A 23,458-nucleotide genomic window follows, 5' to 3' on the forward strand; every position below is an offset into this window, starting at 1 on the left:
TGGCCGTTCGGGAGAACTGGTGCCGGAGTGATCGACCCGCCCCGTAGCCTGGCCGCGTGCAGCTGACGAAGGGCGCCAACACCGCGCTCCCGCCGACCCGCTCAGTCTCCGTCACCTGCACCTGGACCCCCCGCCCCGAGCTCGAGGCCGTCCTCTCCGCGCTCCTGCTCGTCGAGGGGAAGGTCCGCGGCGACGCCGACTTCGTCTTCTACAACCAGCCCGCCTCCGCCGACCGCCGCGTCGTCCACGCCGGGAAGCGGGCGGGTGCGGAGGTGACCGACCGGGTCGTCGTCGAGCTCGACGGCGTCGACCCCGCCGTGCAGACGCTCGCCTTCGCCGTCGGCCTCGACGCCGCACCCGGGCGGACACTCGCCGACCTCGCCCCGTTCCGCGTCGCCGTGACGGGCGACGGCGGCGCGGAGCTGGCGTCGTTCGTCATGGACGGGCTGGCCGCCGAGACCGCGGCCGTCGCGGTCGAGCTCTACCGCCGCGACGCGCGGTGGAAGGTGCGCGCGGTCGGGCAGGGCTACCACGACGGCCTCGCCGGGCTGGCCCGCGACTTCGGCGTCGACATCGACGACGAGCCGCCGCCCCCGCCCCAGGGCGTCGACTGGCGCCGTCCGCCCGTCCCCGCCGGCTACGAGCTGTAGGAGCACCGTGGGCTTCTGGCTGCACAAGAGCATCAAGGTCCTCCCCGGCGTGCACGTGACGCTGAGCAACGGCGGCGTCAGCTACTCCGTCGGCTCGCGCAACGCGCGCCTCACCCGGCACCCGGGCGGCCGGATCAGCAGCACCGTCGGGCTGGCGCGCATGGGGCTGGTCCACTCGACGACGCTGCGCGAGGCGCGGGCGAACCGGCCCGCGCCGCCGCCGGCTCCGTCCCCGCCGCCGCCCGCGCCGTCCCCGGTGCCGAGCCTGCCCTGGCCCGCCGATCCCCCGGCCCCGGTCCCGGTCCTACCGCCCTGGGAGCGCGACCTCCTCGACGCCCTGCGCACCGGCCGCTACGCCGACGTCGCGCGCACCCACGGCCGCGCCGATCCCGTGCTCCGCCTCCTCGCCGCCGCCCTCGACGGCCTCGACGAGCGCGACCCGCAGCGCGCCCGGGAGCTGCTGGCCTGGGTCGTCTCCCAGGGCACCACGGCGCTGCGGACGCACCCGTTCACCGTGCGCCACCTCGCCGACCGCACCTGGCCCGTCGAGATCGCCCGCGGCGCCGTCGCCCACCTCGGGATCACCACCGACGTCGTCCTGCTCGCCGTCGCCGAGCTGCACCAGGCGGCGGGCGACCTGGACACCGCGATCTGGACGGTCGAGCAGGCCGAGCCGACCGTCCCCGCCGCCCTCTCGCTCACCGAGCTCTACAGCGACGCGGGCCGCCACGCCGAGGTGATCGAGACGACCGGCGCCACCACCAACCTCGACGACGCCTCCGCCCTGCTGCTCGTGTTCCGCGGCCGCGCGTTCGGCGCGCTGGGCTACCCCGACGCCGCCCGCGAGGCGCTGGACGCGGCGCTGCGGGTGCCCGGCCGGGCGTCGTCGGTGCGGCACCGGGCGCTGCTGGAGCGCGCGCAGGTCGGGCTGGCCCACGGCGACCGCGCCGGAGCCCGTCGCGACCTGGAGCAGGTCCGCGCCGAGGACCCGACGCACCCCGGCCTCGCGCAGGTGGAGCTGTGGTGAGCGAGGCCTGGACCGCACAGGAGTGCGCCGACGCGTGGGGCGTCAAGCTCGCGACCTGGCACGGCTACGTCTCCCGGGGCCAGGCCCCCGCCCCGCTCGCCGACGGCCGGACCTGGGACGCCGACGCCGTCCGCACCTTCCCCCGCCCCGGCGCCGGCCGCTCCCGCGCCGGGGCCACCCCGCGGGCGGAGGAACTCCTGGCGGAGATGGCCGAGGTCGCCGCGGGAATCGAGGAGCTGCGCGTCCGCCAGCGCGAGCTGCTGGCCACCGGGAAGCGGGAGGGGCTGGAGGTGCTGGCGATGGCCCGCGCCCTGGGCATCTCCCGCCAGACCGCCGCCACCTGGCTGCGCGACGCCTGACGCGCGTTCAGTCCCACCAGAACCGCCACCACCTCCGACCGGCGAGCGTCGCGGCGTAGTCCCGGAGCGCCCGCGGATCCTCACCGTCGACATCGGGACAGAACGCGAAGTGCTCGGCGGCCACCGCCCGGCACTCCTGCGGTGTGCGCGGCGGCGCGGCCACCGTCAGCCAGAGCGTCATGAAGTCGATCTGCACCAGCAACGCTCCGAACCGCTCCTCCCAGCTGCGCAGCACCGCCGAGAGGCCGGCCACGTCGTCGTGCCGGTTGCAGGTGCCCCGCCAGCGCAGCACCGCCACGGCATCGGCCGGCCGGATCCCCGGGACGAGCGCCAGGTGCGACCTCCGGGAGGCGATCTCGGACTCGGCCGCCACCGCGACCGGATCGTCCTCGGGCACGAGGGCCGGTGCCAGCCCGGTGAAGCTGCCGAACGAGTCGCGGCAACCGCACTGGGGGCAGTCCGACGGCCACCGCTCGTCGAGGAACGTGGCCGCGTCCCGGGAGGCCACCTCGGCGAGGACGGCATGCGGATCGCGCGGCGGCTCGAGCATCTGCAGGCCGCGTTCGCTCACCCACACCGGACAGGACCCGGTCGTGGCGGCGTCGGCGAGGAGGGTCGCATAGGCGGGGTGGGCCGTGTGCGGCTCGACGCTGAGGCGTGCTGGTCCGAGTGGGCGCAGGGCCGGGAGTTCGAGAGTCATGGCGACACAGACGGATCCCGCGGCCCCACGGTTCCGTACAGATCCGAACATCTGCTCCGACCACCGAACGCCTCGAACGCTCGTCAGCTGCCAGGACCTGCACCGCGCGCACCCCGATGAGCCGGCCATTGCGCTGAGACCCGCGGGGTTGGATTGTCTGCGATGACGAGCAGTGGCCGATCAGGTCGAGCGAGGCTCCGGCAGCAGCGGGCTGCGCGCCCCTGACCAGCTGACGACCAGTTCATCACGGGCTCGGCTGCTCGCAACGTAGAACAGTGAGCGCTCCCTGCCCAGCGCGGCGGGTCGCTCCGGCTCAGGGAGCTCGTCGACCAGCCAGCTCAGCGGTACCACGCCCGCCTCCGCTCCGATGATCGCGACGCAGGAGAACTCGGTGCCCTTCGCGCGGTGCATCGACGCGATCTTCACCGAGCCCGGGTTGCCCGGGCCGTCACGAGTGAGCAGCTCCACCGGAATCCCGGCTTCCTGGAGCGCTTGCCGAGCCCGTCCCTGTTCGGGTTCGCGTCGGGAGAGCACCGCGATGGCCGCTGGTTCGACCGGCCGGGCGAGCCACTCGCGCACCGTCTCCACCAGCGACGCCATCTCCTCGGTCGGAGACCGGAATCCTCGCAGAGCGGGGACGGGCCCGGCGAACGTGGAGTGGTACCCGGCCACGCTCTCCTGCTCACCGTCGAGGTCCTGCACCGAGGCATCACCGATGACCCCGAGCGCGAACGCCAGGTTCTGCCGAGATGTGCGGTAGTTCAGCGTCAGGCGGCGGGACCGGCCACGGGTCTCGATGCCGAACCGGGACAGCACGGTGCGCTCACCGTAGATGCGCTGGTGGCCGTCCTCGCAGAGGAATAGATCGTTGGGACCGGGGAGAACCAGTCCGCGCAGCACCCGCCAGTGGCCGGCGTGCAGGTCCTGCGCCTCGTCGACGACGACGTGGTCGTAGGCAGGCGCACGGACACGAAGCGCAGGATCGGCGAGGATGTCGGCGGCCCGGGCCGCGAGCAGCTCGAACGTGGTTCGACCCTGCATCGATGCGGCCCGTTCGAACGATTCGACCGCGTTCCAGACCGCCGCGCGCTGCACCCGGTTCAGTCGGACACCTCGGCCGGGCCGCTTGACGGCCAGGTACGTCGCTCTGTTCCGTTGAGGCAGCGCGAGCACGACTGATCGGAACTCCCCTGCGAGGAACCCTGGCGTGAGCTCGGGGGCTCCTGCCGTTCGGATCGCCTCCTCCCACAGGGTCTCCTGCTCGCGGTCGCCGAGCAGCTGGCCGGGCGCTCCGTCGACGGCCGTCACGATCGCGCGAACCACCTGATCGACACCGCGGACGTCCACCCGGGCGAGCTGTTCGGTCGTGACGAGCCCGCGAACGTCCACGTCGAGATTCGCGGCCAGGTTGCGGGTGAACGTGCAGAGCAGCACCCGAGCACCCGCGCGGCGCGCGAGATGAGCCACGCGATGCAGGGCCACGACGGTCTTGCCCGTACCGGCGCCCCCGGCGAGCCGGAACGGGCCGTTGTACGACGGTCGGTACGCCACCGCTCGCTGCTGTGGATGGAGATACGTCCGCCAGGCGGCGAAATCACCCTCCATCATGCGGCGCAGTTCGTCGTCGCTGTCGAGGTAGACGAACTGCATCCTGCTGGTGGGCCGGTCGACAGCGGCCAGCGGGTCGTCCCCCGCGGGCCCCTGGTCCAGCTCGTAGGTGCTGCGCACCTCCTCGATCGAGGTGCCGGTGGCCAGCTCGAGCAGTGCCCGCTGCTGCCACTCGGGTAGATCGGCAGCGAGATCGAGCACGTCCTCCTCACTGGTCAACCGGATCGCCTCGGAGGCCACACCCGCGTCGATGCCGAGACCGGCGAGCTCCTCAGCGGTGAAGGGAAGCACCTGCGGAAGGTCCTCGGCGACCGGTCGGGCCCGAAACTCCTCGACGGTGCGCCGCACCGCCTCCGTCCGCAGCACCTCCATCGCGCCGTTGGCGGGGTTCACCTCGAGCGTGAGGGTCTCGGCGTACGCGTAGGCCTCGTTGTGCGGCTTGATCGCGGCGAGCAGCCACATCGGCTCGCGCTCGTCCCCGACAGCGAAGACGACCGCACGGTGGTTGAGGTCGACCCTCGCGGTCCGCACCCGACGGTCGGCGGCATTGCGCGGCAGCTTCAGATCGAGACCGGTGAGGTCGGCGTCACGGCTGAGCTTGGTGAGGAAGTCCCAGGCCCGCGCTTTGAGCGATCCGTCGACGTCGACGGCGCGGTGGAACTCCTTGGACATGATCACGCCCATCAGGGGCCTCCAACAGGGGTCAGGGCAGCGCGCACCGCCGCGACATCGGGGGGAACGGCAGTCCAACCGTTGCCGGCCAGCCAGGCCTCGCGGCCATCGTCCGGCTCGGCGACCACGGCGATCTGCGCGGCCGGCCACGCCAGGTCGAGCTGGTACTCACCGTCGTCGACCTCGAACCCTGCCTCGGGCAGCGGCACTCCTGTGCCGGCCAGCGCGCGAACCAGCGCAGCGATCACCTCCTCGGAGACGTCGACGACCTGCTGCCAGGGAAGCGGCAGGACGACGAGCTCCGCCCCGCCGCGCGGAACGGTGTTCGAGGTGTGGGCGTGGAATCGGCCGGCGGCGAGGAACTGCAGCGCGGTGCTCAGCGCCAACCAGTCCTTCCAGCTCCCCACCTGCTCCGGTGTGCCCACGCGCCCGTCGCGGTCGTCGACCCCGAGCCACACCCGGACGTCGGCGGGGCTCTGCAGCTCCGCGGCCACCACGGCACCGCGAGCACTCCGCGGGACGGCGACGGTCGATCGGCCGGGGCCCGGACCGGGCTCGCCGGTGAGCTCCGCCCAGAGCAACCCGTCGACGTCATCGACCTGCTTCGTGGCCGCGCCGCGGACGAACGCCAGCGCGAGCGCGTGCGCCGGGCTCTCCCACGCGCTGCGTTCCGGTCGGAGCACGAACGCGGTGAGCATCGAGATCGGGTCGCTGAGCAGATCCGCGGGCGGAACGCTTCCCGGTGCGGCGATCCGCCGCGCCACCTGCCCGTAGGTGGTGCGCACCGCTTCGTCGCACCACGCAGGGGGCACCACCGCGGCACCGTCGAGCACGAGGGCGAACGCATCGAGGTCGTCGTGCGTCACGGCCCACACCAGGACGTCCTGATCCCGCAGGCCGGCTCGCTTGCTCGCGTCGTCGGCGAGGCGGTTGGTCTGCGGGCTGCTGTGCCAGCGGACGCTGTCGCAGAACACGGCGATCCGCGGTACCTCGGTGTCGGCGCTGGTCAGCAGGAAATCGGGCTGCACCTCGCCGAGCCGGACCTGTGGTGAGAGCTGCCACACGGCGCTGCCGTGGGCCTGGGGGAACTGCACCGTGGCCCGGTCGCCGTGGGTGGTGGCCTGCGTGGTGACGGCCGCACCGCGGGTCTTCGCCCAGCGCAGCAGCAACGCGCGGAAGCGCTTCTCGATGGGCGTGTCGTGGGAGCCGACGACGATGCGGCGGATGGTGTCGATCGGCCGCGGTTCCCACTGCCCGAGGATCTGTTCCAGCAGGTCCACGGCGGCGTCGCGCCGCGCCTCCGGCGCCAGGTGCGGTGCGACGTGGGGCAGCAGGCACCGGTGGCACGCGGTGACGGCTTCCGAGCGGCACGGGCAGGCCTGCAGCACCCGCAGCGCGGCGGCCAACAGGTCACGCACACGGTCGGGGTCGCTGAAGCGGCCGAGGTATCCGGTGCCACCGGGCACCAGGTCGTGCAGCACCATCACCCACCGCTCGCTGCTCCCGGGTACCGGGTCGGCGGCTTCCACGACGTCGAGGTGGTCGGGGTCCCCGCCCAGGACTTCACGCAGACCCAGCAGCAGTGCGGCCCGCAACGAGGTGCGGACCGTGCGGTCGGCCACGACGATCGGCGGGACGAGCAGGCGTACGGCCTGTGTGCGCAGCCGGTGGGTGAGCGCGACGGAGGCCCACGCCGTCGTGGACGGCTCGCGGCGCTGCCGGCACCAGCCGCGGTGCCGGGCGTCCGAGCGGTCGCGCACCCCGCGTTGAGCCGCGGGCACCACCCCGCAGTGGGTGCAGGCGTCGAACAGCGGCGTGGCGACCTCCTGACCGGCGATCGTCCGGGTCGCGCCACCGCGATCGGCGGGGCCGACGTTGATCCAACCGATGTCCGCGGACCGAAGGACCTCCGCACCGAAGGGGTAGTCGGCCAGCTCCCAGGCCGCGGTGATGTCGTCGGGGTCAGCATCCACGGTGGTGACGACCGTGAAGCGGGTGCGACGCCGGTCCTCCGTGTCGTCGTCGCGCATGGCCAGCTCACGGGAGGCGTACGCCGACGCCCGACGGAACGGCAGGGTGGTCAGCACCTGACCCGCGTCGGCCGCGCCGAGCGCTCCGCACCGGGGGCACCCGGAGGCCGATCCGCCGGGACCGGACCAGCCGCAGGCGGGGCAGAAGCGACGCACGACGGTGGCCGGGTTGCGGCTGGTGCCCAGGTCGATCCCGTCGATCTCGACCGACGTCCCCCGCACGTAGAACGTGGCACCGGGTGCGAGTTCGGACAACGCCGTGCGACTGCCCCGGACGTACTGCTCGTCGCTGGACTCGTGCGCCCCGGACTCCTCGTCGGTCCACCACAGACCGACGTCGAGACGGGTCGTGTCGTCCAGCAGCGCGTAGTTGGGCAGCAGACCGGCCGCCTCCAGCGCGGAGATCCAGTAGGTGCGATCGCGCTGGGCCCGTGTGCTCCGCACGGCGCCGAGCTCACCGAACAGGCGGCGCAGATCGCGCTCACCCGCCTCGTCGAGCGAGGGCAGGGCCCGCATGCGCGCGATCTCGGCGTCGACCGCCTTGCGCCGCTCGTCCAGCTCGGCACCCTCGGCCACCCACGCGGTGACGGCCGCTTCGACGTCGCGCTCGAACCCGGGGACCCCCTCGGCGCCGACACCGGCCCACACACCCAGCTCGGCCGCGGTGTCCTTCGTGACGGCATCGCCGAAACCGCGCAGGAAGCCCTCGACGTACGGCTCGGCGTTCGCCCGGGCGTCGGCGACGATCCGCCCGAGCCACGACGTGGACGTCAACCCGCCGGCGAACACGTCCTTGGCCAGCCGGGTCCGGCCGGGCTGCGGCGAGCGTGCATGCCGGTCGAACAACGACGCGAGGTACTGGCGACGCAGGATCTCGGTGGCGTCGAGGTAGCAGGCCGGCGGCACCACATCACCGGCGATCATCGTGAGCGGATCGGTCAGCCGCTGCAGCTCCAGCGGGCGGGCCGGCAGCAGCGACACCACCAGCGCGTTGCCCGTGAGGCGACCTGCCCGTCCGACGCGCTGCAGGTAGGACGCCGTCGACCGCGGCAGCGAGGTGAGCGCCACCGTCGACAGGTCGCCGATGTCGATGCCGAGCTCCAGAGTGGGCGTGCAGGTCAGCACGTTGGGGGCGTCGGCCCCCTTCGCGGACTTGAAGGTCTCCTCGAGCGCTACCCGTTCGGCCGCGGGCAGCAACGAGGTGTGCTCGCGGGCGACGATGCGCCGGACCTCACCCCCGCGGTACAGCTCCCGGTAGTAGTCGTGACCGGACCGCTCGACGCTGAACACCCCCGGGCAGCGGTCGCGCTGGCACGGACCGCCGTCGAGCTCGTCGAGCACGATCTCCGGGCCGGGAAACCGGGTCGCACACACCGTGCAGCGCAACATGGGTGGCGCACCGGAGGTGCGGGCGAGCAGAACTCGGCCGGCGGGGATCTGCCAGACGGGATTGCGGGCCTCGGGCAGTCGGACCAGCGCGCCGTCGGCGACCAGCGCGTCGAAGAGGGCGAGCACGTAGCGCGAGGCGTCGGCAGCCGGGACGCCGAGTGCGCGGGCCGTCCAGGTGGAGTACCAGCTCCGCGATCCCACGACGAGGTCCAGGTTCTCGGCGCGCCGGGCCGCGGTGGGGAAGCGCGGCGCGGGCCGCCCGGTCTGCCCCGGTCGTGGCGCCGGGAACGCCGGCATGCCCTCCCGGCGCGGGCGGCCGCCCCAAATCCTGTGCCGGTCGTCCGTCTCTGCGAACCGGGTGAGCCACTCGTGCGCGATGCCGCCCTGGACGCGGACGCGCTCGATGATGCCGCGGGCCCACGCGGCGGTCCGCTGCGGTCCGACCCCGTCCAGCGTCAGCTGCAGATCGTGTCGGGCTACGGCGGTCAGCGCCCTGTCGACGACGGCGGCGAGGTCCTCGACGTGCACGTGCGCGGTGACCGCACCTGTCAGCTCGCTCGTGCGTCCTGTGCGCGAGGCCAGCCCGAACTCGAGCGTCGCGGAGAAGGCCATCCGCCGGGCCACGAAATCGGTGACGTAGCGTTCGCGCTTCCCGTCGTCGGCCCAGAACGCACGGAAGACCTCGTGCTCACGCAGATCCGGTGGCAGCACCGCGTACCGCTCGGCAGGGGTGCGGGCGCCATCGGCGACCGCTGCGCCGAGCGCATCGAGCGTACATCCGTTGTGCCCGATCGCCCGGTGCAGCAGCGCACGCAGGTTCAGCGCGTAGGCCCGGCTCTCGACGAAGGCCGCTCGGTGCGAGGCGTCCTGCACGCTGTCGGTGAACACCAGGGTCTTCTTCTCAGCTGCGGCGATATCAGGGCTGCCGAACAACTGCCCCAGCGTGGCCGACGCGAGGGTGGCCACGCGCGAACCCAGGAATCGGATGCCGTCGGCGCGCCCGCAGGACGGGCACTGACCGTCGCGGGCCGCCTGGGCGTCGGGGGTGACGAGCACCGGCACCTCGCTGCCGTGCCGGCTGGTCGGGGTGGGCACCACGTCCGCGCTGTCCGGGTCGACCCACACCACGTCGGTGGAGCCTTCGCCGGCCTCGCCCGGCGCGTAGATCCACGCCCGCGAGGCGGCGGGGTCGACCACCGACTTGCCCCACACCGCGACCGCTCCTGTCTCGTGGCCACCGCCCGCGGTAGCCACGACACCCCAGCCCGAGCGGCCGCAGTGCCGGCAGAACACTGAGGGCAGGTGCCTGCTCCCGTCCTCCGGCTCGGCTCCCTCGTGCCAGCGGAACTGCGGCACCCCGCCGAGCCGCCGCAGCAGCCTGCTGACCTCACGGATCCACAGCTGCACGTCGACGCCGAGCAGTGGCCGGTCACCGTCGCGAGCCTGGGAGAGGAGGGCCAGGAACAACGCCACGGCGTGCCGCCCCGCCTCGGCCCGCTGCCCGGACGTGGCCCCCCAGCTGGGTTCGAGGTCGGCCGCGAGCTCACCGAGCGGGCGGGGTACGGCGGTGAGCCCGAGCAGGGTGCGGGTGAGCGGGTGGGCCCGCAGCAGCTCACCCGCGCGTCCCGGGTTCGCGGCGGGCGACCCGAGGAACAGCCGGCGCCCGACGGCGAGCTGCTCGGCGTGCGACGAACACTCCCGCAGGGCGGAGGTGACCTCGTCGAGCAGCGGGACCGGCCCGTACGTGTCCGTCCCGGCCCACTCGTCGACGGTGAGCCGGTCCTCCCCCACCAGTGCGTCCTCGTCGAACGGGAGGCCGAACACCGTCTCGGCGAAGCGTCGCAGCGCGGGCGCACCGTCGGGCCCTCCGCCGAGCGTGGCCGAGGTGGCCACCGGGGTGATCGCGCCGAGCGGCCGGTCGTCGGTGGTGACCCCCAGCGCCGCGCCGAGCCGCCGCAGCAGCATCGCCACGTCGGTGCCCTGCGCGCCGTCGTAGGTGTGGAACTCGTCGAGCACGAGGTAGCGCAGCGACTCCTCCGCGCCGGCGAACAGAGGCACGTCCTCGCTGCGCAGCAGCAGCATGTCGAGCATCTTGTAGTTGGTGAGCAGGATGTCCGGGGGATCTGCCCGCATGGCGTACCGGTCGCCGATCACGGCGGTGTCGGTCATCTGATCGCCACCGGTGGAGTCTCCGGTGTAGAGGCCGACCCGCAGACCCGACAGCTCCCGGTGCACCATCCCCGCGACGCGCCGTGCCTGGTCGTTGGCCAGCGCGTTCATCGGGTAGAGCACGATCGCCTTGATCCCACGCTGCCCGCGGTTGCGGCGGCAGTGGTCGAGCAGCGGCACGAGGAAGCTCTCGGTCTTGCCCGACCCGGTGCCGGTCGTGACGAGTGTCGGCAGCGGCTGCCGGTTGCGCGACGCCAGCCGCATCCACGCCTGCGCCTGATGGCGATGCGGCCGGAAGCCGGCGGGCGACCAGTCGAGATGCCCGCGCCACGACTCGTCGGCGGGGCGGAACGGTAGACGCAGCCGGACGTAGGGGCCGCGGAACACGCCGTGGGCCGGGTCGGCCACGAACCGCTCCAGCTCCGCACGGACGTCGTCGTCACCGAGGGCGAATGTGGTGCCGAGGAAGCTGGTCAGCGACGCGCGGAGATCTTCGGCGACCAGCGACGGCAGCACGGCGGACCTCCCCCAGGTAGGCGACTCACCGTAGTGGAACGGGCCGCCTGCGCGACCCGGGCCACCCGGTCGGGGTCACTACCCGCCGGACGGGTCCGGGTCCGCGACGCCGAGCAACGCGCGGAGCCGCTGCTCCAAGCGAGCCCTCCGCGCCGTGCAGAACGCCAGGAAACCGTCGAACGTCCCGGGCAGCAGGTCGAGGTCGTTCTGCACCGCGTACTGCTCGCGGGCCGCGGCCGAGAGGAACGCGTCGGAGTGGAGCCACTCCCACGGCCAGGAGTCCTTCTTCGCGATGTTGACCGGTCCCCGCAGCAGCTGGAGGTTGGCCAGGCCGTTGACCGCCTGGCCGTAGGCGACCCGCTGCTCTTCCGGCACGCCGTGGCGGCGCAGCTGAGCCGCGGAGAACCGAGCGCGGGGGAACACGTGGTCCGCGTGGAACTGCTCGGCCAGGTTCAGGCCCGGGTAGAGCAGCGCGAGGACGGCGAACGTCCGGGGCGAGTTGTACTGCAGGTGCGCCAGCTCGCTGATCTCGGCCGCCGAGAACGTCAGCGACTTGCCGATCGGGGCCATGGCGGCCTCCAGGGCTTCGGTCGGCCAGCCCGCGGCCACCGGGGTCGACCGGATCGCCTCCCGCTGGCGGGCCAGCACTCCATCCAGCCCGCTTCCCCAGATACCCCGCTTGACCAGACTGCGCAGCACCCAGGTGCGCATCGCGTCCCGGTCGGCGGCGTGGGCGCCACCCGTCAGGTAGGACTCCGTGGCGCCGCGTCGGTACAGGTAGTAGGCCAGGGGGACGATCACGCTGTTCGCGGCGAGGTGCGGGCAGTGAACCCGAAGTTCGCGAGCAGCCGGGACGCCAGCAGCATCGCGTTGCGTACCCCGCCCCACTGCTTCTCCAGTTCCGCCCCGTTGGCGCGGGTGAAGTTGGCGACGTTGAACCGGATGTCGGGCACGTCGATCAGCACGAGCGCGGTCTTGAGCACGTTGTCGCGACTGAAGCTCATCTCGCGCGCGCTGCCGTTCAGGTCGTCGACGAGATTGCGCACCTCCTGACGGGCGTCGAGCTCGGTCCACTGGTTGGTGGCCATCGACAGCAGCAGATCCGAGTAGGACAGCTTGGTGCCGCCGCTGTTCACCCGCACGAAGATGTCGAGGACGGTGTTCGGGTCTTGCCCGTCCTCCTGGTAAGCGTTCATCGCCTCCCGCTCGCACACCGCGTGGTAGAGCGCATGGAGGCGCTCGTAGGCGCGCTCGTCGTCGATCAACCCGTTCTGGCGGAGCCAACCGACCATCGCGGGCCCGCTGTTGGCCAATTTCAGGATCTGCGACACCCGGTACCAGCCGGTCGGCGCCCCCTCCGCGGGCGCGGCTCGGCGTCGGTCAGGAAGCGGAAACGGCCGTCGAGGTCCTCGTCGTCCCCGCCGTGCAGAAGGTCGAGATACAGACGCTTGACGGGGTAGGCGTCGGGGTTGTTCGCCCACCTGCGCGGGAGTCGTTCGGCCAGGCTGCCGTAGAGGCCGACGTTGAGCGCGGTGAGCCGCTGCTGCCCGTCGAGCACCGCAGTGACCGCGCTGCCCACCGGGATGTGCGCGATCGGGGCGTAGGGGTGGTTCAGCTCGTGGTCCACCCCGCCCGCCACCGCGCCGCGACCTGCCCGACGACCCGCCGTTCTGAAACGCACGAGCGGGAAGCCGGCATGCCCGCGGTCACCGGCCCGCACGGATGCGTCGGCCGGTGGCCGTGGTCGCCCGGATCCGGCCGTCAGCGGTGCCCGACCGCGACGGTCTCCGGGTGCCAACCACCCGGGGGGGGACCCGGCCGGTCCTGTCACCGGGCCATGAAGACCTTGCGAGCCTCGGCTCGTTCCGGGGTGGACACGAAAGCCTGGCCGACACCGAGGTTCTCCAGGGCCGTCGACATGTCCTGACCGGTCCGTCCGCGCAGGAACCCGGCCACCTTCTTGCTCTGCGGGAAGTTGCACCGGAACACCACCTTCGTCCCGGCGTTGCCGAGCACGTCGCGGTGGAAGTCGTCGACGCCCTGGCTGGCGACGACGACGGCCACGCCGTACTTCCGGCCCTCCTTCATGATCTTGGGCAGCGTCACGTCCCGGGCGAGTCGATGGGCCTCGTCGAGGACGACGGCCAACCGCAGCTGGGCGGTCTGCCCCCACCGGAACATCTCCCGGTAGACCTTGCGCAGGACGAAGGCACCCGCCGCCAGCTGCACCTGCTCCATCAAACCGTGGACGTCCAGCACCACACCGGACCGCAGGAGATCGGCGAACCCCCGCTCGTCGGGCCGGTCGACGAACAGCCCGAAGTCCGTGAGGGGACGCAGGCGGGCCGCGACGTTGCGGCCCCGTCCGCCGCGTTCCCGTTCGGCCACGACCTCGGCCAACCCGGTCATCGTCGGCAGCCCCGTCGGTCCCCCGATCGAGCCGAATCCATGTTCCCGATACAGGTCCCGCACCGCTTCGTAGACCACGTTCTGCTGGATCTCACCGAGGTCGCAGACATAGCCGATCACCTCCGACAGCTCCCAGGCCGCCTCCGCGTAGCGGGAGTGGTCGTCGTCGCGCAGCTCGAAGGGCGACAGGGCGAGGCCCTCCGCGGCGTCCAGCACGGCGGCGCCGCCGGCCGGATCGGCCGCCATGTCGCCGTGGAAGTCCAGGACCAGTGCAGGAAGGCCCTGATCGGCGAACGAGTCGAGCACCCGCCGGGTGGTGACGGACTTGCCCTGACCTGGGATGCCCAGCACGAACATGTGCGGGCTTCCAGACGTGCTGATCCGCCATCGCACCTCTGCCGCGTTGCCGTCCTGGCCCAGGTGGACGTCGACTACCGCAGGAAAGTCGCCGGCCGGCCCCGGCTGGTCTGCAGGCTCCTCCGCCTCCGTCGCGTCGGCCGAGTCCGCCACCGGACGCGGAGGCTCGGGAGACGGATGCGGGCGGGCGGGCGGCGCCGACGCTGGCTCGGCCGTTCCGGGCCCTCCCGGGCCGGAAGTATGGTCGGGGTAGGAGCCCGGGTCGGCGCCACCCGGGTCCGGGTGGGGCTCGGGTCCCGGATCGGAGTCAGGTCCCGGATCGGAGTCAGGTCCCGGATCGGAGTCAGGTCCCGGACCGGAGTCAGGTCCCGGACCGGAGTCAGGTCCCGGACCGGGTCCAGGTCCAGGTCCCGAATCAGGGTCTGGTTCCGAATCGGGACCCGGTCGCGGGTCGGGGTCCGGGCCACCCGGCGGTCCCGCGACCGAGGCCAGCCCCGCGGGACCGAGGTCGGCCGCGGTCACCACGTGGATCGGGACGCCCCGGTGCTCGCGCGGCACGTCGGGCTGGTCACCGAGGCTCACGAGATACCCGGTCTTCGGGAACTCAGGCACCAGCTGGCCGTCCTCCAGCCGCTCGAACAACCGCTCGGCGTCAGCCCGCCGGGCCGCGCCCAGCAGGCCCATCGCCACGGCCCGTTCGGCGTGGTGCCGCAGGATGCCCACCAACCGGGCACGCTGAAGGTCGGCGTCGATGCGCGGCGGGTCGGTGCGGAAGAACGTGTTGCGCAGCATGTCCTCGGTGGCGTCGAGCTGGTCCACGATCTCGTCGGCCAGCTGCGCAGGCAACACGGCGGCCCGCCGCGACTTCACCTCGACGCACTCCATCCGCATCGTGCGGGCGGTGACGCGGACGAGCAGGACGTCACACCGCTGTACGCCGCCCGCCACAGCGTCCCCGAAGACGTCGAGGTGAGCGTCGACGGGCACGACGATCGTGTCCCGAAGGTCGCCGCGAGCGCCGAGGTAGGCCATCAACGCCGCCAGGCTCACGGCTTCGGTCGCGAGCGTGGACCGGCCGATCAGACGCAGGGCGAGCCGTCCCGAGACGATCTGGAGGTGGTGCAGGACGGCCCGGACGGACTCGTCGACGGCGGCGAGATGGAGCTCCCCCATCGCGTCCGCCAGCAGCCGCTGGACCTCCTTGCGGTGTGCGGTGGTGACGGTGAGCCGCGGCCCGAGGCCCTCCAGGAAGTCGGGGGCGTAGTCCAAGATGTAGGTCTCGTCCGTGGCTGCACCGGCCGTGAACAGGTCGATACCGAGGTGCCGGTCGAGCGTCAGCACCCAGTCGGCCCGGTCGTGCGCCGCGTTCAGGGTGGCCTGCTCGCCGTCGCGCAGGGCAGCGGTGACGGCCGTGCCGGTGCCTCCACCGAGCTGGGCGGCCAGCGCTGCGCTGTAGGCCCGGTGGGCGTCCACCGCCTCGGCGGCGCCGACCCCTTTGCGCGAGCGCAACGCGGCCGAGGTCTGCCACTCGATCGTCTCGGACGCGGCGAGCCGGAGGTTCGTCGTCGGCGTGAGCAGGTTGTGGAACGACGACGCCACCGAGGGGAGCTCGGATCGGCCCGTCGCGCTGATCCGGGCGAGGTCGGCCAGCACACCCAGGTGAGCGGCCGAGGTCTCCGACGACAGCTGCTCGGCGGGCCGCACGCTCAGCCCCAGCAGCGGGGTGAGGTAGGACCGGGTCCCCTGCACCTGGCGGACGGCGACGTCGGCCTGCAACTCGGTCAACGCCGGCAGCGGGTCGGTGAGCGAGCGCCGCCTGCTGAACGCGACGATCTCGACGCGCGCCGGCGCCTGCCCGACCTCGTCGTCCTCCTCGTCCTGCCCGGCGAGCACCGAGGAAGCGAGCGCGTTCGCGAGCAGCTCTCCCGAGCCGGGGTTGAACGCCAGCAGGCGCAGCGACTCCTGACCGGGATGGACGCGGCGGTACGCCGTGAGCCGCTCGGCGACGATCGCGGGCGGCACGCTCGAACTCACGTCGCGGCGGCCCAGGCCGAGCACGTCGAAGACCGCCTGGACGGCCGCACCGGGTTCGGGCTCCTCCGGGTTCAGGTAGATGCCGGTACCGAGCGTGGCCTCCCGCGTGTAGACGTACGCCTTCGGTTCGGGGCTGAGCACGACGTGCGGCAAGTTCGCCGGGGTCACCCGCCCGGCCAGGTCGGCGTCGACCGAGCGCCGCCGTTCGGTGCGGGTGCCGGCCCGGGTGAGAGCCTCGGCCCACTCGTGGAGGACGGCGTCGTAGCCGGCGAACCAGGCGAGCCGCAGCGGGTGCAGCGGCAACACGATCACGGTGGCGATGGAGGCGCCACCCGCTGTGTCGACGGAGAGCATCACCGTGTCGAGCGTCAGCAGGGAGACCCGGGTCTGCTCGTCGGGGACCGAGTCGAGGGCCCTCCGGTAGCTCTGGCAGTAGGCGAGCACCTCGGAGCGCAGGTCGGCGTCCCAATGCAGTGTCTCCGGGATGTCGCGGGGCCACCGGGAGGCGAGCTCCTCGAACAGGCGGCGCCTGCGGTCGGCCAGCGCGAGCGGGAGCGTGCCGGGGATCGGTGTCATGTCGGCGGCGCCCACCACCTCACCCAGGCGGCCTGCGGCCTCCCATGCGACGGCCCGTTCCGGGCCGGGATCGGCCATGATCCGGCGCTGGAGCCCGGTGAGCGCAGGGCTGGTGGCGAGCAGCGCGGTCCGCCGACCGCCGACCCGCACGGTGAACTCCGACTCGGCCTCGTCCCAGGTGGGCGACTCGAGGTCGAGGTCGTCCTGCCCGTCGAGCGCGGCGCCGATCCGGGCGAGCGGCAGCGACAGCGCTGACGCCCGGCGGGTGGCGCCCGGCACGATGTCCGCCTCCCACCGCACCGCGAACTGCTGGCTCTCCTGGACGGCGACCGAGCCGTCGGTGAGCAGCACGGGTTGCCCGGCGGAGTCGAGGGCGGTGAGCCGCAGCATCAGGAGCGCACCGGCCGTCAGGTTCTCCTCGTCGAAGGAGATCCGCACCGTCGCCGTCCGCTTGTCCCCCTTCACCGACTGGGTGGCGAGCGGCTCCGTGTCGGCGTCGCGCAGGTCCTCAGGAGGTAGCGCCTCGATCAGCCAACGGTCGATGCCGTCCGGGCGCGGCGGCTCGGTCTTCCAGTTCAGCTTTACCGACGCGGGATCGTCCGGCCCGGCCTCGGCGTAGGGCAGCTCGCCCGGTGACTGCTGGCGGAGCTGGGTGCCGGTGCGTAGCGCGCCGTCCTCCTTGAGAAACGGCGTGACGACGACGCGATCGGCGTCGACGCTGTGTTGCTCGGCCAGCGGCCAACCGTCGAAGGTGGGGGCGAGCGACGACGCGACCAGCGCGGCCGCCCAGGTCGGCACGTCCGACAGGTCGACGTCGGGCCGGGACAGGTAGCGGGTGATCCGCTCGCGCTCGGACCCCTCCTGCAGGCCTGCGGTGTCGAGCCGGTCCGCCACCGGTGCCACGGCGCGGCGCGGTCGGGCGATGGCGCGCACGCAGCGCACGTTGCGGTCCAGGCGCGGCACCAGTTCCGGTCCGCCGAGGTCCGGGACCATGCCGACGACCGAGAGCTCGGCTCCCACCGTCTCCCAGGTCGGATCGACCGTCACCGCGGCAACGTAGCGCGCCCACGCCTCCACCGGCCGTGACCGGCTCAGCGCCCGCGCCACCCGGTTGACCGCGGAGCGGAGCTCCTCGTCGAGGCCGGCCACCAGCTCGTCCCCGGCCGCCCGCAGCAGCGTGGCGACATCGATCCGCTCGAAGCTGTTGTCGAGCGAGCTGGCCGCCGAGCCGCTGCCGATCGGCACGAGCAGCAGCAGCACGCGCAGCTTGCGGTTGCGCAGCTCGACGGCACGCTCGGCCGGGATCGACGTGCGACCGTCGGCGTCGTCGCGGGACTCGGCCAGCAGGTACACGTCCAGCGCGTCGGCCGGAACGCCCCGCCGGAGCGCAGCGACGAGCGCGAGCCCGTCCTCGGGGCGAATGCTGTCGATCCGGACGCAGTGCCCGGCGCTGCGGTCGACGAGCTGCGCGGCGACGTAGCGGGCGATGACGCCGATCACCACCTCCGGCAGGGCCGCACTCGACTGGGCCGGCGGGGACAGCACGGGCATCAGGACGCTCCCAGTGGGTGGTGGACGACCTGCACGGAGAAGTCGTCGGACAGGCTGTCGAAGCAGCCGAGCAGCTGGAGGCGACGCTTGAACGCCTCCAGGTTCGCCGCCGCGGCGGCCCGCGCCTCGGCACCGTCCTGGCGCGCGGGGGGGCGGTCGATCAGGAGCCCGAACCGGTCACGCAGGGCGGCGAGGAGCTCGTGCAGCGGCATCGTGGGACGGACGCCCGCACCGCCCGGGCGCAGGAACACGGCGAGCAGCAGCGCGGTGAGCAGTTCGTCGCTGGGCGCGTACCGCCAGGTCCGCCGGCTGCGTTGCTGGCCGTCCAGCAGCCCGTAGGGCTTCTGGAGCCCCCCGACAGACCAGAACCATTGGACGGCGGCCGCAGTGGCCGGGTTCTGGTTGACGTGCTGGAGGACGTCGAGCAGCTTGTCCAGCTCGGAGGAGTCCCCGCCCTGTATGCGCTGCAGGAACTCCTGTTCCAGCTCGGTGACGTCCGGGCCGGGATCGAACACCAGATCCTCCAGCCGGCTCAGCGCGTACGCCTCGACTCGCGGGTGGGTGCGCAGGGACGCCGCGTGGGCCAGCTGCTCCGGGCGGGTCATCGTGGCGCGCCGTTCCTTCTCCGACGCCATCCGCTCGAGCGCGTTCTGCACCACGACGAAGGTCATGCGGTCCCGGAACGCCAGCCGGACCCGGTCCAGGTCACGTTCCACGCAGCGCCGGCTCATCCGGTCGGACTCGGAGTCGAGCACCCCGGTGAAGTCGCAATAGAGCTCCAGCGTCGACGACGACGGTTCCTCCCGCATGTCCGGCGGCAGCTCCCCGGTGCGCAGCAGGTCCCGCGCCGCCGCGTCGACCCGCAGGCTGAAGGTGAGGACGCTGAGGGCGAGCAGCGCGGCGAAGCTCGACATCAGCGCCTGGGTCGGGAGCCGGTGCCCGTACTCGGTGAGGTGGGACAGCAGCAGGGTCCCCATGTCGTCAGCGACTCGCGGCAGCGGGCTGTTCGGCTGCAGCCCCTCGATCTCCTTGGCGTCGCTCATCTCGAAGCCCTCGACGAACCGGAGTTCGAGCAGGGCCCCGATGTCGAGCTGCGCCGCGTCGGCGAGCCGGGGCTCCCAGCGCGGCTCCGGCCCGATGACGATGCCCCGCCCGACGGCGGCCCCGACCATCTCGCGCAGGTCGCGGCGCTCGGCGCGAGAACCCCTGCGGCCCACCGCCGCGAGGAGCAACCGGTAGACGAAGTCGTCGATGCCCCGATGGCGTTCCCGGCGGGTGGGCAGCCCAGCCCGGTACGCGGCCAGGGTGAGGGGGGCGACCGCCAGCATCTGCTCCCCGGTGCGGCTGCGGCCGACTGAGCCCATGTCGACCACGCAGGAGCGCAGCCACCCGTCCAGGAGGGCCTGGTCGTCGGCGTTGTCGAAGCCGTTCACGAATCCGCTGTTCAGCAGGCGCTCGCGGTATCCGGCGAAGTCGCGGGCGTCGGTCTTGGAGCGGGCCGTCCGCCCGCCCTTCACGCACAGCTCGAACAGCTGGGGCAAGACCCGATCGGTATCCGTGTCGAGCAGGGAGAACACCGTGAGATCGCGGTACTGGTAGGTCTTCAGCGCGGGTGGCAGTTTGATGGTCATCACGGCACCCGCACGATCTTCTCGCCCTGCACGGTGGCGCCGACCGAGCGGCCGGCCCCGTCGACAATGCGGACGCTGCCTGCCGGCTGGAGCCGCAGCTGGTTGCCGAAGCCCTCGATCTCCTGGCGCAGGGCGGCCGACGCCGGATCTCCCAGCACCTCCCCCGCGGCGGCCCGCAGCAGCAGTTCAGCGGTGTCGAGGGTGATCCGCAGCCGGGCGCGGGACCCGTCGTGCTCCAGTACGAGCAGGTCGGGGAAGGACTCGACGTAGGCGGAGGCAACGGTGTCGGTGCGGAGCGTGAACTCCTCGGCCCGCAGCTCCTTGACCACGACGATCGCGCGCACCGCTGGGTCGTCGAAGGTGCGGTCGCGCAGGGCAACGTGCTCTCCCGCGTACCCGACGTAGGCCAGCACCCGCGACAGCCCGCGCAGCAACACGGTCCGCGCCTTCTCGGGATCGTCCAGGGCGTCGAGGTAGTCGAGCAGGTAGCGATAGCTGCGTACCTCGTGCTCGGCACCGGGCGCCGACCACTCCCCGAAGAACAGCCGGCGTTTGAGACTCGCCATGACCCCGATGTCGACGGCGGACAGATCCGGCAGCACGGTCGGGTCCGAGCGGGCGGCGCGGGCCGCCCCCGGGGCCGACAGGGTGGCCGGGTCGAGCTCCGACCATTCCTGCACGAGGTAGTCGCCGCTCCCGTCGGTGAAGGCCAGGTCGGCTGTGCGGCGGTCGGCGCCGGCGCCGGGGTCCTGGCCCCGCCCGTGCTCGACGTGGACGTCGGCGCAGGAGCGGTTGCCCGTCACGAGGAAACCGAGTGCCGACCGGACGTCGCGCACCGTGGCCCGCCTGCGCCGGCGCAGGTGACTGGTCAGCAGCAGGGTCCAGACCCCGTTCTGGGCGCCCCGGGTGCGGAGCAGTGCGGCGTTGGCCCGGATCGGGCAGGTCGCACGAGCCACACAGCCCTCGCACGCCGTCCACCGCTTCGGCTCGGTGACCGCGGCGAGGATGTCGAGCCCGAGGCCGCCTCCGTGGGGCAGCGCGAGCGCGCGGCGCTTGAGATCGACGAGGACGATCCGGCTCCCCGGCCCGGCCGGGGCCCGGCGCTGCCGCTCCATCTGCTCGGCCACGGCGGGATAGAGCTCCTCGTGGTCGGTGAAGAAGTCGACGATACGTCCGTCGTTCGCGGCGAGCAGCACCGTCCGGCGGGACGGATGCTCCCCGGCGGCGGGATCGAGGGCGGCCCGGATGAGCGCGTCGGACGAGAGGTCCCCGTGCGACTCTGACGCGTCGTAGACCGCGACGAACGTGTGTCCGTCCACGGTCTTGCGCCACCCGGCCGCGTCCCCGGTGCCCGTGGCGCCTGCTCGGTCGAGGGCGTCGCCGACCTGCACCAGGAACGAGGTCTTACCGTCCCCGGGGTTGCCGCTGAGCACGACGACGTCGAGATCGCGACGCAGGATCGCCGGCAGCAGACCGGAGTCGAGCACCGTCGGGACGTAGGTCTCCTGCGCGAACAGGTCGTCGAGGCCGCGGTTCCCGGCGTTGCCCACCCCGCTCCCGCGGTACAGCCCACGCAGCGCGTCGACGGTCGGATTAATCACCCGGGTACCGGCGACCGCCTCCGAGTCGCGAGCCTGCTGGATCCGGTCGGCGAGGGCGCGGGCGTCTCCGGGCCGGGCCGCGGGCTCGAGATGGAGGGCCTCGTACAGGGTCGCGAGCAGGGCCCGCCCGTAGTGCACCTGGTCCTCCGCGCTCGGCGCGACGACGTCGCGCTGGTCGACGTCGGCACCCCGGTAGGGGTACCGGCCGAGCACCGCGGTGAGGACGGTCGCGGCGGCGCTGTAGATGTCCGCCGCCGGCGACCAGTGCCGCCGGGTCCACACCTCGGGCGCGGTGAACGGGGGTGACCCGACGGCCGACTGTGCGGCGTCGGTGGCGGCGGCCAAGCCGAAATCGATCAGCACGGCGTGCCCGTCGGGCCGGACGACGACGTTGCTCGGGCTGACGTCGCGATGGTAGATGTGCTGGTCGTGGGCGTCGGCCAGGCCGCGCAGCACGTCGACAGCGATACGCCGGACCTCCTCAGGCTCGAACCGCAGGCCGGCGGCCCGCAGGTGGTCGCCGCGCTCCTTCAACGTCGGGCCCTCGATGTACTGCTGCACAAGCACGCCGGGTTCGGGCTGGGGAAGCACGCGGTACGGCCGGGCGCAGTGCGCACTGTTGATCGCGTCGGCGTGCAGGAACTCGGCCTTGACCTGCTCGGCGCTGACCCGCTCGGGCCGCAGGTGCTTGAGCACGCGGAGCTTGTCGACCTCCTCGTCCACCGCCAGCCAGCTGACCGCCCAGGCTCCCTCGCCGAGCTTGTGCTGCACCCGGAACTGGCCGCCGACCAACGTCCCGGGCCCGATGTCCCGCGGGGCGGGCGGCCCGGGTCGGGGGCCCGTGGCGGCGGCCGCCGCGGCCGCGTCCAACCGGTCGGCGGGGGTGACGGCCAGGCAGCGGGCGAGCGTGGCACCAACGCCCGGGTAGGCCGCGGCCCGTTGCCGGGCCAGGTCGTGGTCGGGTTCGTCGGACGGGTCGCCGTGCAGCCACTGCACGAGGCACAGCGCGAGGCCGTACACGTCGTCGCGCGTCTGGTAGAAGGCCAGGGTCGTGCCCGGCGGGAGGAAGGCGGCCGAGCGGTGCTCGTCGTCGAGTGCGGGGGCGACGGTCAGGGCCTCCGGCAGCCGGGACCGGCTGAAGTCGCGGAACCGCACCCGGTTGTGCCCGGTCACCTCGACGCTGCGCAGCTGCAAGGCCCGGTGCATGATCCCCTCGCCGTGCACGGTAGCGAGGGCGGTGAACGCGTCGTGGACGACGGCGGTGCCGATCTCCTCGGGGACGCGCCCGCTCGCGTCGGGCTCGGGCCGCCGCTCGGACGCGAGCTTGCCCAGGCTCGTCCCGTCCATGTCGACGACGACCGGGGTGACGCGGTAGCCCTCCCAGTCGAACCAGTCCTGCACCCGCCAGGTGCGTTCCTTGGTGGCCAGCGCGACGAGCGCGTCGTGTTCCCGGGTGGCGAGCCGCCGGGTCTGCTCGGGATCGGCCGCGTTGGCGACCGGTACCGCGTAGAGCCCGACGGGGTTCCCGGCCGGGTTAGCCGCCGGGAACACCGTCACGTGCCCTTCCACGTGCGGTCGCCCCAGTACGGAGTAGTGCAGGATCTGGGTGGCGTGGTGGGGCTTCGGCCGGGCCCCGAGCCCGAGCAGGTACGCCATCAGCTGTGGGCGCAACGGGGCGAGGGCCCCACCGAGGGCGGTGTCGCGCCGCGTCAGCACCTGCGCCGCGTCGGCGAGCCGCAGCACCGTGTCCTCGCCGAGCTCGGTGGCGCCGGTGAGGACGAGCGGGTCCGCCGACATCACGACGTGCGCGGTGACGGCCCGACCGCCGCGTGCGAGCTGTTTCGCCGCGACCCCCCAGCCCCCCACCTTCGTACGGAGCCGGCCGGCGAGCACCTTCGCCGCGTGCGAGCACTGGTTGAGGGCGTTGGGCCGGGCCTGCCCGTTCGAATACCAGGTGACCTCGCCGACAACCACGTCCGGGCCCCAGGACTTCTCCTCGCACAGGTGCACGCCGTTGAGCCCGACCACGACCAGGTCGAGGTCGATGGCGCCGCGCGGGTCGGGCAGCTGCCGACCGGCGATCACGTGCCAGTCGTCGGGGAGCTCGGCGGCGAGCCGCGTCGCCGCGTACTCCTCCCCCGGCCCGTGCCACTCGGACAGTACGTGCAGCTGGGCCATC

Annotated in this window: 12 protein-coding genes; 3 read left to right on the forward strand and 9 right to left on the reverse strand. The window is 73.0% G+C overall.

What is annotated here, in order from left to right; genetic code table 11:
- Window positions 1-56: 56 nt before the first annotated feature.
- Genes HOP40_RS32115 through HOP40_RS32125 form a run of 3 tightly spaced genes read left to right on the forward strand, consistent with a single transcriptional unit; the run spans window position 57 to window position 2,036 of the window.
- A complete protein-coding gene (locus tag HOP40_RS32115; RefSeq protein WP_172166617.1) occupies window positions 57-650 on the forward strand; it encodes a TerD family protein in 594 nt (197 codons plus the stop codon).
- A gap of 7 nt (window positions 651-657) precedes the next feature.
- Window positions 658-1,677 (forward strand): DUF4236 domain-containing protein, encoded by a 1,020-nt coding sequence (locus tag HOP40_RS32120; protein ID WP_172166619.1) that lies wholly within the window; start codon window positions 658-660, stop codon window positions 1,675-1,677.
- Window positions 1,674-2,036, forward strand: a complete 363-nt coding sequence (locus HOP40_RS32125) for a hypothetical protein (RefSeq protein WP_240157392.1) — start codon at window positions 1,674-1,676, stop codon at window positions 2,034-2,036. Before HOP40_RS32120 ends, HOP40_RS32125 begins: the two co-directional genes overlap by 4 nt.
- Window positions 2,037-2,043: 7 nt before the next feature.
- Here HOP40_RS32125 and HOP40_RS32130 read toward each other — a convergent pair whose 3' ends face one another.
- The 9 genes from HOP40_RS32130 to HOP40_RS32170 all read right to left on the reverse strand — a co-directional run bounded on the left by HOP40_RS32130 (window position 2,044) and on the right by HOP40_RS32170 (window position 23,457).
- On the reverse strand, window positions 2,044-2,736 hold the full coding sequence (locus HOP40_RS32130) for a DUF4253 domain-containing protein (protein ID WP_240157393.1): 693 nt from the start codon (window positions 2,734-2,736) through the stop codon (window positions 2,044-2,046).
- Between the two features lie 180 nt (window positions 2,737-2,916).
- On the reverse strand, window positions 2,917-5,028 hold the full coding sequence (locus HOP40_RS32135; protein ID WP_205346993.1) for a UvrD-helicase domain-containing protein: 2,112 nt from the start codon (window positions 5,026-5,028) through the stop codon (window positions 2,917-2,919).
- Window positions 5,028-11,120 (reverse strand): DEAD/DEAH box helicase, encoded by a 6,093-nt coding sequence (locus HOP40_RS32140; RefSeq protein ID WP_172166623.1) that lies wholly within the window; start codon window positions 11,118-11,120, stop codon window positions 5,028-5,030. Before HOP40_RS32140 ends, HOP40_RS32135 begins: the two co-directional genes overlap by 1 nt.
- A 78-nt stretch (window positions 11,121-11,198) precedes the next feature.
- Window positions 11,199-11,921 (reverse strand): hypothetical protein, encoded by a 723-nt coding sequence (locus tag HOP40_RS32145; RefSeq protein ID WP_172166625.1) that lies wholly within the window; start codon window positions 11,919-11,921, stop codon window positions 11,199-11,201.
- On the reverse strand, window positions 11,918-12,451 hold the full coding sequence (locus tag HOP40_RS32150; RefSeq protein ID WP_172166627.1) for a hypothetical protein: 534 nt from the start codon (window positions 12,449-12,451) through the stop codon (window positions 11,918-11,920). Before HOP40_RS32150 ends, HOP40_RS32145 begins: the two co-directional genes overlap by 4 nt.
- Window positions 12,436-12,747, reverse strand: coding sequence for a hypothetical protein (locus HOP40_RS32155; RefSeq protein WP_172166629.1), 312 nt, complete (start codon window positions 12,745-12,747; stop codon window positions 12,436-12,438). Before HOP40_RS32155 ends, HOP40_RS32150 begins: the two co-directional genes overlap by 16 nt.
- Before the next feature lie 200 nt (window positions 12,748-12,947).
- Window positions 12,948-18,047: a helicase HerA domain-containing protein gene (locus HOP40_RS32160; RefSeq protein WP_172166640.1), complete on the reverse strand. Its 5,100-nt coding sequence runs from the start codon at window positions 18,045-18,047 to the stop codon at window positions 12,948-12,950.
- Window positions 18,047-19,678 (reverse strand): methylation-associated defense system protein MAD7, encoded by a 1,632-nt coding sequence (gene mads7, locus HOP40_RS32165; protein ID WP_172166643.1) that lies wholly within the window; start codon window positions 19,676-19,678, stop codon window positions 18,047-18,049. Before mads7 ends, HOP40_RS32160 begins: the two co-directional genes overlap by 1 nt.
- Window positions 19,678-23,457 carry a protein kinase domain-containing protein gene (locus HOP40_RS32170; protein WP_172166645.1) on the reverse strand — a complete coding sequence of 1,260 codons (3,780 nt, stop codon included), beginning with the start codon at window positions 23,455-23,457 and terminating at the stop codon, window positions 19,678-19,680. The genes mads7 and HOP40_RS32170 overlap by 1 nt, the downstream gene beginning before the upstream one ends.
- Between the last annotated feature and the right edge of the window lies 1 nt (window position 23,458).

This window comes from Pseudonocardia broussonetiae (assembly GCF_013155125.1).
Taxonomy (GTDB): Bacteria; Actinomycetota; Actinomycetes; order Mycobacteriales; family Pseudonocardiaceae; genus Pseudonocardia; species Pseudonocardia broussonetiae.

Bases quoted from the DNA above. Each gene is read 5' to 3' on its own strand.
- HOP40_RS32130 (WP_240157393.1), bottom strand. From the start codon at position 2,736: ATGACTCTCGAACTCCCGGCCCTGCGCCCACTCGGACCAGCACGCCTC.
- HOP40_RS32135 (WP_205346993.1), bottom strand. From the start codon at position 5,028: ATGGGCGTGATCATGTCCAAGGAGTTCCACCGCGCCGTCGACGTCGAC.
- HOP40_RS32160 (WP_172166640.1), bottom strand. From the start codon at position 18,047: ATGCCCGTGCTGTCCCCGCCGGCCCAGTCGAGTGCGGCCCTGCCGGAG.
- mads7 (WP_172166643.1), bottom strand. From the start codon at position 19,678: ATGACCATCAAACTGCCACCCGCGCTGAAGACCTACCAGTACCGCGAT.
- HOP40_RS32170 (WP_172166645.1), bottom strand. From the start codon at position 23,457: ATGGCCCAGCTGCACGTACTGTCCGAGTGGCACGGGCCGGGGGAGGAG.